Annotated in this window: 10 protein-coding genes; 4 read left to right on the top strand and 6 right to left on the bottom strand. The window is 46.4% G+C overall.

Going from position 1 to position 11,800, the window contains the following annotated elements; all coding sequences use genetic code 11:
- Positions 1–2 precede the first annotated feature (2 nt).
- Positions 3–1,718 carry a bifunctional 3,4-dihydroxy-2-butanone-4-phosphate synthase/GTP cyclohydrolase II gene (gene ribBA / locus QUB08_RS00055; RefSeq protein ID WP_333222361.1) on the bottom strand — a complete coding sequence of 572 codons (1,716 nt, stop codon included), beginning with the start codon at positions 1,716–1,718 and terminating at the stop codon, positions 3–5.
- 169 nt (positions 1,719–1,887) lie between these two features.
- Between ribBA and QUB08_RS00060 the strand changes: the two genes are divergently transcribed.
- A complete protein-coding gene (locus QUB08_RS00060; RefSeq protein WP_333222363.1) occupies positions 1,888–2,196 on the top strand; it encodes a DNA methyltransferase in 309 nt (102 codons plus the stop codon).
- Between the two features lie 17 nt (positions 2,197–2,213).
- Here QUB08_RS00060 and QUB08_RS00065 read toward each other — a convergent pair whose 3' ends face one another.
- Both QUB08_RS00065 and QUB08_RS00070 read right to left on the bottom strand, forming a co-directional pair.
- The gene (locus QUB08_RS00065) at positions 2,214–3,050 is read right to left on the bottom strand and encodes an MBL fold metallo-hydrolase (protein ID WP_333222365.1); all 837 of its coding nucleotides are present in this window, start codon (positions 3,048–3,050) and stop codon (positions 2,214–2,216) included.
- A gap of 219 nt (positions 3,051–3,269) precedes the next feature.
- Entirely contained in the window at positions 3,270–4,079 is an 810-nt protein-coding gene (locus QUB08_RS00070; protein WP_333222367.1) for an SDR family NAD(P)-dependent oxidoreductase, read from the bottom strand.
- 1,013 nt (positions 4,080–5,092) lie between these two features.
- Here QUB08_RS00070 and QUB08_RS00075 point away from each other — a divergent pair.
- Both QUB08_RS00075 and QUB08_RS00080 read left to right on the top strand, forming a co-directional pair.
- A complete protein-coding gene (locus QUB08_RS00075; RefSeq protein WP_333222369.1) occupies positions 5,093–5,404 on the top strand; it encodes an RNA-binding protein in 312 nt (103 codons plus the stop codon).
- A 409-nt stretch (positions 5,405–5,813) separates the two neighbouring features.
- Positions 5,814–6,425, top strand: a complete 612-nt coding sequence (locus QUB08_RS00080) for a hypothetical protein (RefSeq protein WP_333066699.1) — start codon at positions 5,814–5,816, stop codon at positions 6,423–6,425.
- A gap of 284 nt (positions 6,426–6,709) precedes the next feature.
- On the opposite strand, the gene egtD is transcribed toward QUB08_RS00080, so the two are convergent.
- From egtD to egtC, 3 genes are all read right to left on the bottom strand, one after another.
- Positions 6,710–7,765, bottom strand: a complete 1,056-nt coding sequence (egtD, locus tag QUB08_RS00085; RefSeq protein ID WP_333222371.1) for an L-histidine N(alpha)-methyltransferase — start codon at positions 7,763–7,765, stop codon at positions 6,710–6,712.
- Between the two features lie 512 nt (positions 7,766–8,277).
- A complete protein-coding gene (locus QUB08_RS00090; RefSeq protein WP_333222373.1) occupies positions 8,278–9,549 on the bottom strand; it encodes an ergothioneine biosynthesis protein EgtB in 1,272 nt (423 codons plus the stop codon).
- Positions 9,521–10,309 carry an ergothioneine biosynthesis protein EgtC gene (gene egtC / locus QUB08_RS00095; protein ID WP_333222375.1) on the bottom strand — a complete coding sequence of 263 codons (789 nt, stop codon included), beginning with the start codon at positions 10,307–10,309 and terminating at the stop codon, positions 9,521–9,523. Before egtC ends, QUB08_RS00090 begins: the two co-directional genes overlap by 29 nt.
- Before the next feature lie 186 nt (positions 10,310–10,495).
- Here egtC and QUB08_RS00100 point away from each other — a divergent pair, with 186 nt between their 5' ends.
- Positions 10,496–10,714 (top strand): hypothetical protein, encoded by a 219-nt coding sequence (locus QUB08_RS00100; protein WP_333206003.1) that lies wholly within the window; start codon positions 10,496–10,498, stop codon positions 10,712–10,714.
- Positions 10,715–11,800 lie beyond the last annotated feature (1,086 nt).

Genomic DNA, 11,800 nt, shown 5'->3' on the forward strand with positions numbered 1-11,800 from the left:
ACCTAGCTTGACATTCCGATGGCTGAATCGGGAATAGGAGCAAAACTATAAATTTTTTGAGGTTGAAGCTTGGCGCACACGGACGCAACTTGTTCGAGGGGGAAGGTTTCGCGATCGAGCTGGACTTGCAGGGTTTTGAGCGGATCTCCACCGGAGGAAACCATTACTTCTAATGTTTGCAAATTCGGCTCTGTGCTGATTTCACCCAGAATTTTGCCGATCGCCTTGACGTAAGGATGGTTTACATCCGAGTACCAGTCGGGGGCTGCGAGTCCGGCTTGATCGAAGCCGAGGTGAACGATGAGGGAGCCTTCTCCGAAAAGCGCTATGCCCACTGGCCGCGCTTCTTCTTGCAGCAGCAAGTGCTGGTTAGCCGCCAAATGCCGCAGTTTTTCGAGGTGTTCGTACCGATTTTGAATAGCAGAATCTTCCTCTTTTCCTTCTGCTTTTTCGTTCCACTGAATCGCCACTGTTACTAAATAAGTTTGCAGTAGCATATGACCGAGTTTTTCGGCTTTTGTTGCCAGATAGATTGAGTTGTAATCTGTGGCTTCAATTAGTAAGGGGACGCGATCGGCTACTTCAATGCCGTAACCTTTCAACCCTGCAATTTTGCGCGGGTTGTTGGTAATCAACCGAATTTTTTGAACTCCCAAATCGTTGAGCATTTGTGCTCCGACGCCGTAGTTCCGCAAGTCGGCGGGAAATCCCAACCGTTCGTTGGCTTCGACTGTATCGAATCCCAAATCTTGCAGCGAGTAAGCTTTTAGTTTATTTACCAATCCAATGCCCCGACCTTCTTGGCGCAAGTAAACGATGACGCCAGAACCGACATTTTCGATCATTTTCAGTGCCGCTTGCAGTTGCATCCGGCAGTCGCAGCGCAGGGAACCCAAAGCATCGCCGGTCAGGCATTCGGAATGCACCCGCACCATCACGGGTTTGTCTTTAAATTCTGCCGGGTCGCCCTTGACAATAGCAACGTGTTCTGAGTTGTCTTGGGTGTCCCGGTAGGCGTAAATCATAAACTCGCCGAATTGAGTGGGCAATTTGGCGACGGTTTCGCGGCGGACGAATCGATCGTGCTTAAGTCGGTAGCTAATTAAGTCAGCAATACTGATTATTTTAAGGTTGTGGGTTTTGGCGTACTCGATTAATTCGGGCAACCTCGCCATCGAACCGTCGGGGTTTTGAATTTCGCAGATGACGCCGCTGGGATACAGGCCAGCGAGTCTGGCGAGGTCAACCGAAGCTTCGGTGTGACCGGCGCGTTTGAGGACGCCACCGTCGATCGCCCGCAGGGGGAAAATGTGACCGGGACGGCGCAAGTCTTGAGGTTTGGTGTCCGGGTGGATGGCTACTTGGATGGTGCGCGCCCGGTCTTCGGCGGAGATACCGGTACTGACGCCGTTGACTGCATCGATGCTGACGGTGAAGGCAGTTTGATTGTTGTCGGTGTTTTTGCTGACCATCAGGGGCAGTTCCAGGCGATCGAGCCTTTCGCCACTCAATGCCAGACAAATTAACCCCCGGGCGTTCACGGCCATAAAATTGATGTTGTCGGGGGTGGCGAATTGGGCAGCACAAATCACGTCGCCTTCGTTTTCGCGATTTTCGTCATCGACTACTACCAGGGGGCGACCTGCTTTGAGGTCTGCGAGGGCGCTGTCAATTGAGTCAAATTGAAAGGATTGAGTTGAGGAGTTGTTATTTGGCACTGAGAAGTTCAAGCTATAAACAGTAATGTTATGGAAATAGAATCTATTTGTGATTGTAACCTTTTGTTTCCGACAGGGCGATTCCCAGTCCAGATGAGTTTGACAATCTTTCTAAAGTCACTTACTATAATTATTGCATCTTGTCAACAAAATCTCTCCCCAATATTTCATGAGCTTGACTGAGAGCGCGAATATTTTAGGTAAACCGTACTTCCAAGCTCCTAATTGTTTAATTTATCACATGGATTGTTTGGAGGCATTGAAGCTGCTGCCCGATCAATTTGTAGATTTAACCGTTACCAGCCCGCCTTATAACATCGGCAAAGAGTACGAAAAATCCTTAGTGTTAGATGAGTATTTAAACTGGTGCGAGCAGTGGATAGCGGAGGTTTACCGGGTAACGCTCGATCGAGGAGCGTTTTGGCTTAATTTAGGTTATTTGTCAATTCGCGATCGGGCAAAAGCAATTCCGAACTAAGGAGGAAATTTCTAGTTTTAAGAACTCCTAGACTCGTCAGCAAAGGCTTTTAACTCAATAGCATCATGACTGCAAAACAGGCGCACATCTTTACTATGCTGCACCGATAATTCGTGCAGCCGACCTTGATTGAGCAACCTAGCCTTGCGATCGACCTCCATCATCCATTGGTAGGCGCGCAGACCGGGCGTGCAGCGTCGGTTAGCGGCATCCATCTCGTGTCGGTAGAAATAGGCATCGCCTGCGTGCAGAAGCCAGCCGTCGGGTGTATCAATGGCAATGCCAGCATGACCGCGCGTGTGCCCCACCAACGGGATTAGCAAAATTTCCGGCGGCAACCCGTCGAGGTCGCGGACTGCTTCAAAACCGAACCAAGGTTCGCCACCCGCCGAATAGTATTTCCACCGTTTGACTTCATCCCACTGCCCCGGACGATAGCGCCTTTTTGTGATGAAACCATGCCGATCCTGTGCGGCATCGATTTCAGCCTGCATGACGTGTACGGTTGCTTCAGGGAAATCCTCTAGACCACCGGCATGATCGAAATCGAGGTGGGTTAGCACAATATGGCGCACATCGCTTGGTGAAAATCCGAGCTGTTCAATTTGATGGATTGCCGTGTACTTGCGATCGAACTGGATGTTATTAAAATAAACGAAAAACGGGCTGAGCCGAGAGTAAGGCGACTTGATATCGCGCAATCCGAAGCCGGTATCAATCAGAACCAGTCCCTGATTCGTTTCAACAAGCAGACAGTGGCAGACGAGGTGAGCCGTCAGACCGCGACTAAAGCCATCGAAAAGCGCCCCTCCAATGGGACACATACAGCCACAATTGAGATGATGAATTTGCATAAATGTGCTGCACTAAATTACTTAGGCGGGAACCATTTATTCCTCAGTTCGCATCCAAGGCCGATGCTGCATAATGCTATCGATGAACGCATGAGAAAACAGTGCTAAATCGTCACTACTGGGAGAAGTAAAGACGCTTTTATCGGCAGCGACCTTGCCATTATCTGCGATATTTACTTTCTTGAAATCTGCACTTAAGAATAGTAAGACGGGCGGAAATTATTTGTTAGCAGAGCCCGGTTCAGTAAGTTGACTGTGCAGTTCGGCATTGACGGTATCAGGCAAAACTTTGCTGGCGCTGGCGAGAATTTTTGTCTTGAGTGAACCTGCAATGATGTTGTCCTTACCGGCCATCAAAGCTTCAAATCCCTGTTTGGCAACCTCGGCTGGATCATCTTTTTTGTCGGCGCCCGCCTTAGTGTCGTCCATTCCCGCCCGATGGAAGAAGTTAGTATCGGTTGGGCCGGGCATGAGCGAGGTGACAGTTACACCTTTATCTTTTAACTCATTGCGGAGTCCTTCGGAAAACGAGTGGATGAAGGCTTTTGATGCTGCATAGACTGCCTCGAATGGCCCCGGCATTAGGGCGGCAATGGAGGAAGTGAATAGAATCCGTCCCTGGCGGCGATCGACCATATCCTTGACTACCAGTTTAGCCAAATGCACAGACGAGACAACGTTGAGGTTAATCAGATTTAGTTCGTCTTTCAAGTCTGTCTCGCGGGCAAAGTCCCCCCCGACGCCGACACCGGCATTAATTGCGATCGCACCCACTGGCCGATTAGTCGCTTTTATCTGGCTGTAGAGCGTCTCAACACCGTCGTAGGTAGCGAGGTCTGCCTCCACTGTCTCGACTTTGGCACCGAGCCCCTCAAAGGCTTGAGCCGCTTCATGGATGCTCGCTCCGGTGGCGGTGACTAGGAGATCGAATCCGTTTTGAGCGAACTGTTTGGCGAGTTCGTAACCGATACCGTTAGAGGCACCCGTCACGACAGCCAAGGGCCGGGTCAACGAACTGTTTATAACCATTTAAAATCCTCTGTAACTGCTTCACGCTCGTTTGTCTAGGCTTGCTTCTCTCTGTACCAGACAATCTTGTGAACTGTGGGCTTTCAACTTTTATAATGCTAGGGAGGTAGGAGTGCGATCGCATCTTTCCCAGGACATAAGCTTTTAGGCATTTAAAGACGGTATAATCGCAAACAAGCTTCATCCAATTAGTGTAAAAATGCCTGCATAGAATCAACTCAGAGAAAGAGCAAATAGAGAAACTATCGAAAGCCTTAAAAAACGAATAAAAGGGAAATTTTATATCAAAAATTATGATTGTCTTACTGACTGATGCAATAAACTATAGCAATCCTAAATTATTTGCATAATTATTTAGGATTGCTATATATAGCGGTTCTCAAGCGTGGTGAGGTATGCCCTATGCCCACGGAGGCCTATGCCCTATGCCCTATGCCCATGAGTACCTCATCTTTCTGAGAAAGGCTATATGTATAAAATGCGCGTAGATATGACTAATAACTCTTTTGATAATTATTTGGGAGCCGCCATTATCGGGCGCTAAATCGGATGCGATGAGAGACGGGAGATGGAAGAGGGGAGATTGAGTCGGAAGATTAATCCTGGGCTAAAAACATTTATCTCTGGTGGAACCGGCAGGAGGCTTGTCCAGGGAGAACAGTGCCTGATCTCAGTTATAACTGATATAACTGAATCTCAGGCACTGTTCTCAATCAGACCCAATCAACCTGGTAACAGCGACGAAAAATCTCAGATACCAGGTCGATCGCACAGCAAGAAACCAAGTGGAGGACGCCAAGAGTGTAAGATGTCAGTTATCACGAATACTTTCTGTTGGCGATTGCCCGACGGCACCGAAAATTGAAAATCTATGACAGCCAATTGCTGATTCTGCTGGCTTCATGTTATAGTGGTTTTCCAAGAATTAAATTCGGTTGCGTAGTTTGTTGGTGTTTATTTACAAGCGTCTCTCCGAATCTAAGTCTCTGCACCCTAATGATTCTGGAGATTTTATGTCGATTTACGTGGGTAATCTTTCATATGAGGTAACATCAGACGACCTCAACGAAGTATTTGCCGAGTACGGTACTGTAAGCCGCGTCCAAGTGCCAATGGACCGGGAAACAGGCAGGATGCGGGGTTTTGCTTTTGTGGAAATGGCAAGCGAGGCAGAAGAAGCAGCAGCCATCGCAGCTTTAGACGGTGCTGAGTGGATGGGCCGTGACTTGAAAGTCAACAAAGCCAAACCTCGCGAAGACAACAAACGCTCATCGGGTGGCGGCGGCTGGGGCGACAAAGATCGCTCTTCACGCGGACGCTACTAAACTTTGAGACTGAAAATTTGAGTTTTGGTAGTTGACGGCAGGTGCGAATGCTGCTTTTTTTTCGGGTTGTTCGATCGACCCATCAAATAAAACTCCCAAACCTCTAAATCAGTTTTGCCCCCTCCTTCGAGGGGGCTTTGTTTTTGGCGAAAAATCCCGCGAGGTACGTCGGCGGTGCAGTTCCCAGTCTAGTTCGTGATTCAGTAGCCTCTTAACTGCTTTTTTTAAGAGGCTGTCGGGATTTCGCGGATCGACGCCTGTAAACTGTCAAACTAGAATTAAGCAGCAAGAAAAGTTAGAATAACGGCAAAACTGAATATTGCCCAGAAGAGCCAAACTATCTTTACCGAAGATTAGTCGAGAAAACCAGCCGAATATCAGCCAATATCTTGATTTTGCCTCAATAAAGATGTCCAAGGTCTACAGCACGGCGGAACTCATTAAAATCCTCGAAGAAGAGCGCCAAGCCTGCTTGCATGGGCGGCGCCTCAACTTGACTGAAACTCCTGCTACAGGCAACCCCGTGATTGACCGCTTTCTCAAATCTGAGGGAGTTCAGAAGTTCACTGCTTATCAAAATTTTAAGGCGGCTGTGCACGAATACCAGCGGGAACATCAAGTTTCTGGGATTGTCTGGCGGGAAATCGCGGTTAAAGGCAATACTCTACGCTATCCGGCAGTGGATGACGAATTAATAGCTCTACCGGTTGATTTGATTACGTTGAAGGCAGCTAAGATTGCTATGTTGGAATTCTGGCAGCAGGTAACTGCGGGGATGGATTTGTATTTAAGCATTAACAGCGGCAAAGATTTTCGATCGATCGAGCCGGTTGATGTAGAGGCTATAGCCCAGCGCACAGAATGGGCTAGTCTCTCGAAGTGGGAAAAGTTGGATTTTCTAGAAATTTTGTTGCAGTTGGGCTGGGGGAAGCCGGAGGAAGCTTATTATAAGCGGGGATGGCCAACGTCGGGCAGCGAGTACATTCACGCCGTCAAACCCGGACAGCGGCCGATTTGTTAATTGGTAATTTGCTTGTAGTCAGGACTTTAGTCCTGATTTGACTTGTTAAACGTTAAACCCCCAATCCGGCAGGGAATTCATTCCCTGCCTCAAAGCTAAAGTCCTCGCTATGAGGACTGAGATAGGACTTAGGCATTAACAACGTAACTATGTCCTTCTGAGTCTTGAGCATTGCAAAGGAACTGAAGAATCTCAAAGCCTTGCAACACCATCTAGAGTGCGTAAGTCCTGTTAAACTCCTTAGTCATCTTAAGAGGACTTTAGCTATTAGCCTGGGAATTCATTCATTCCCAGGCGGAATTAACAACTGACATCTGGCAAAGCATCAAGCCAAACCACTGATTTGGATCTGTCCAAACTTGCACTGGCATTAAACCACGCTGCGACAGTTCTTTTTTTACAGTATTGAGATTAAACTTGCGCGATATTTCGCTGCGGATAGTTTCTCCCGCTGCAAATTCAACCGTTAAATTGAGAGAACGCAACTGCACTGTTTGCGCTTTTTTACTTTTCAAGTGCATTTCTATTTGACATTCCTCTTGATTGTAAAAAGCCCAATGCTCGAACTGTGCTAAATCAAAATTTCCCTCATATTTTCGATTTAAATGTCGCAGCATATTCAAGTTAAATGCTGCCGTTACTCCTTGAGTGTCATCGTAGGCAGGCTCTAAAATATCCTTAGATTTGTCCAAGTCAATTCCCAGCAAAAAATACTCTCCCGGCTGCAATGCACCGACTATTTGCGAGAAGAATAAATCGCATTCTTGAGCGTTGAGATTGCCGAGGGTACTGCCGAGAAAGCAAATCATTCGGGTTGGCAACGGCGACGGTGCAATTTTCGCTAAGGCTAATTCGTATGTGCTGACAAGTCCGTGAATGTGGAGCGACGGATAATCTGCCAACAGTTGACAAGCGCTGCTTTCTAGGATAGTAGGACTGATGTCGATCGGCAAATAGTGCAGGGGATATTCCAGTTGACTGTAAGCATCAAGGAGAATCCGAGTTTTGGTGGAACTGCCGCTGCCGAGTTCGACGATTTCGCAGGGGCCCGTTAAATTGGCGATCGCCCCCGCGCACCCCTGCAAAATTGCCGTCTCAGTACGTGTCAGGTAGTATTCCGGCAACTGGCAAATCAACTCAAACAGGTTCGAGCCGCGATCGTCGTAGAAATACTTTGGAGGCAGGGATTTGGGGGTTTGAGTCAACCCGCTAACTGCATCGCTGCCAGCATTGATTTCTGCGGGTGTCGGCGCCGCAGCGCTCACCAGCCGCTCTAAGTGCAGCCGGTTTTCTTTGGTTGAGGCTGAGTTGGTCGTGTCGGACAGTCTTGGGGATTTCATAAAGTAATTTTTAGATGCACATATGGGTATACCACGCAGTCGCGTTGCCAAATATCGCGCTCAAGTCAGATTTTTCAGGCCACTCTCAGTTATGTATTGTCTCACCAGATGGCGATCGCATCCACAATTAAAACTTAAAATTTATCCACAAAAATTATTGAATCCTTAACCAAACTTGTTTTCTTTGAGCTTGTTACATGGACAAAAGTTGGGCATTTCGCAAACAAATTTTTTCCCAATTCCCTCTCCAGCCATTTATCTGAGGTTCGTCAAATAAGCTTTGTAATGCAAGTATTAAGGAATTTGTTCATCGGCAAAGTCCGATGAACAAATTTTTCACTATGAACAAATTTGAGGGTAGTTATAATTACCAGAAAGAATTGGTTTAAAGCCTCTCCCTTGTAGGGAGAAATTAAAAGAAGACTATTCATTACTCCAATCCTCTTGCTTCCAGGTAGAGGTCGCTATCAACTGTCAACTGTCAACTGTCAACTGTCAACTGAACTAGCCAACTACTTAGCGCAGCGAAAACCAGCAATAATTTGCCGCACGCCCGGATAGTACCAATTCCGAAAGCTCGATCGCAGTGCCTGCGGAAAAGTCGCCCAACTCCCGCCTTTCAAAACCCGGTGTTCTCCATCAAAATAAACTTGAGAATATCCCCTGTAAGGATAACTTTCAAATCCCGGATAGGCGTCAAAGGTTGAAGCAGTCCACTCCCAAACATTGCCTAACATATCGTAGCAGCCGATCGCGCTTGCTCCTTTGGGAAAGGCATCAACTGGTGAGGTATTGGCAATATTATTGCCGTGATTGCACAGGCTGCCGCTTGGCTGTTCTTCTCCCCAAGGATAGATGCGATATGTTTGATTTGTGGCATCCCAACTCGCAGCTTTTTCCCATTGGGCTTCCGATGGCAAACGCTTGCCGATAAAGTTGCAGTAAGCTTCGGCTTCGTACCAACTAACACCGCAAACTGGATGGTTGTTGAAAGCTTGATTTTCTGACCAGTAAAGCGGTTGAGAGACGGCTTCGCCTTGCAGCCATTTCCAGCCGTCCGCTGACCACCAATCATGGTTTTGATAGCCGCCGGATTCCATGAAATCTCGGTATTGACGGCAAGTGACGGGATAGCGATCGATCGAATATGCTTCTAAATAACACAGGTGGCGCGATCGCTCATTATCCAAAGCCTCAGCAGCATCGCTTCCCATGTAAAATTCTCCGACCGGAATTTCAATCGCCGAATCGGTAATTGGGCATTGGGCATTGGGCATTGGGCATTGGGCATTGGGCATTAATATTCCTTCTTCCTTCTTCCTTCTTCCTTCTTCCTTCTTCCTTTGCATTTGCAACACGAAAGCAACAGTTTCGCAGTGCTGGCTTTCGTGCTGAATAATAAACCGCCAGAGACGTTCTTGCTCGTCGATCGGCGCTACTTCCAAATAATCTAACACCTTTTTTCTCACCGCGTCCAGATATAATTCAACTTCAGGTAACGCGGGCAGAAAAACCCGTTGTTTTTTCGGCAAAATATCAGCAGCAAAAAGTTGGTGATACTGAGGAAAGACAGGTTCCAAGCCAGCACATCGTTGCAACAGCCACAAATCCTCAGTATAAGCAATGTGACCTAAGTGCCAGCCAACTGGACTGAAATCAGGATGAGCTTGACGGCAAAAAGTATCATAATCGATGTCTGCAAATAGCTTAAAAGTGCCGCTGCGACACTGCTGCAAATCGCGATAAATTGCCTCTCTACAAGATTGGATAGATTTCGATATCACGCTCTACTCCGGTACTGATAATGCTCTGGACTGGGCACTCGTGCCAATTGCCAGCAAATAAAGGTTCAGAAGCAATAATGACAGAATTCGGGAAATTTAAATCGTCTCGCAGCCAATAGAGGGAAGGAGGGGTTTTTTGGGAAGCAAAGCGAGAGGCAACGAGCTGGTGTCCGTCGCTGATAATTATATTAGCTGAAAATTCTACTTGGTGAAAGTTTGCTAGCTCTGCCAAAATTGTCAGCGTGTTTTGCAAAGCTGCTTGTATGGTCAGATTTCCGGCGGTCAATTCATTGACAAACAAGCCGAAGATATGCTCAGAATCTGTAGTACCGTTAATTGATTGATACAGCGTATCGCTGAGCCGATCGCGAATTGGTCTGTAAAGAGTTTGCCGAAAATTCTTCACGAAGCCGTTGTGTACGAACAGCAGGCGATCGTTCTGAAAAGGCTGACAGTTGCTCAAATCTACAGATTGTCCTGAAGTTGCACTGCGAACATATCCGATCGCGCATCCAGATTCAACGTATCGACTGATACTCGGAAGGTTAATGTCGCTCCAAATTGGCTGTACATTTTTATAGGTAAACGGGTCAGTATCTAGGTGTGGGTGATACCAACCAATACCAAAACCGTCAGCATTGAGTAGGCCAGAAGTCATTTCGCGGGGCTGGTAACTCTGCACAATTAGGGAATGTTCCGGCTTGTACAGAATAGCATCAAGTAAAATCGGCTCTCCGAGGTAGCCCAGCAAACGGCACATAAAATTTTTGCAGCAATTTGATTAGCATTGTAAGTCATTAGCCGAAAAATTGCCCGTTAGCGAAGCCCTCGAAGAGGATCGCCCATCTTCAGCGCTGGCAACAAGGTTTTTTGTAGGCCGCTGCCAGCATCGCAGTACAAACGATACAGTTAAGGTAGAACCCCTGCAGCACAAGGAGACTCTTGAATGTTCCTCGACGAACTCATCCCAATGGCGAAAGAATTGATCGAACAGCCGATCGCCTTCGCGGGCGGATTTTTATCTGGCCTGCTTCGACTCAACCTTCACGAAGATCCCGTTAAAAGCTGGATCGACGAGCAAGCTGGTTCAACTTCCTACACTACTCCCCCAGCCGAACCCACCAACGGTAAAAGCAGCGGGCCTCAGTCAATCTCGATCGACTAAGGAAAAGCAGTAACATCCTCCCAACGCCAAACTGATTACAGTTATGGCGTGGGCTTCCAAACTTCACAGTTTGGCTTTTCGCGTTTTTCCCTTACGGGATTTCCAGATTTGGCTAGATTGAATTTCTCAGTCCCCGCTAGTAAGTCTGCACAGACACAAGCGATTCCCCTATAGCCTTTCTCAGATTCATGAAGTACAATAACAGCAGTGTGTAAACCAGTTCCAAATATCTTGCTTAGAAAGTTGACGAAATGCAAACTCTATCACCTTTCCTAATTATTGATAATTTGTTGTGTTGATAAAAATGAAAAAATTTTTAAGTTTTGACCATGACTTCTCAGGCTTATGATATATCTGGCGAAGGGGGCGAAAAGTATATTACTTTCGCCCTTTTTCTTGATTACTTTATTTACTGATTTTTTCTATTCCTCTGACCATTATCCATCACTACCAAAGCATTTTCCCAGAGTTTTGGTATGTTGCTAGAGCATAAAAATATCAAATTTAATTGTATCATTTTCCTTCTTGAATTAACTTATAGAATAAATTTCGTGACCGTTATGTATAGTGCTTGTGATAAATATTTTTACAGGTTTGTTTGTTTTATTTTTCGCCCTTCAACCTTTTATTGATAGAGCTAATCATGAAGTTATTCAAGAGTGGGAGCATTTTTATTTTAAATCGGCGCTAAAATTATGAGTTGTTCTGCCTTAATTTTACGTGAGCGCATAAATTAGCTTGCTGAGCAATATTTTGGGTTTTAGGAGCGTGTTTAAGTGCTTTTTTGTGACAAAACTGAGAACTCCCAAAGAACAGTTAGCTATGGATTTTTGTGAGCTTGCTTCGGGAATGCTCAATATCGATAATTTATTGTCTAAAATCAAGATAAGCTTTCATTGCTAGTAATGTATGATGTTTTCGATGCTTGGTGAACAAAAGTGATGTCAATGGATGTGGCATCCCCTCCACTTCTTGTGATGTTGTGACTCTTAAGCGAATTATAGTTCATTTATCTTATATATAGCAATCCTCGCATCATTTGTAAATTTCTTACTCCCTCCCCTTGATAAGGGTAGGGTTGGGGTG

The sequence above is a fragment of the Microcoleus sp. BR0-C5 genome (assembly GCF_036705045.1).
Classification (GTDB): domain Bacteria; phylum Cyanobacteriota; class Cyanobacteriia; order Cyanobacteriales; family Microcoleaceae; genus Microcoleus.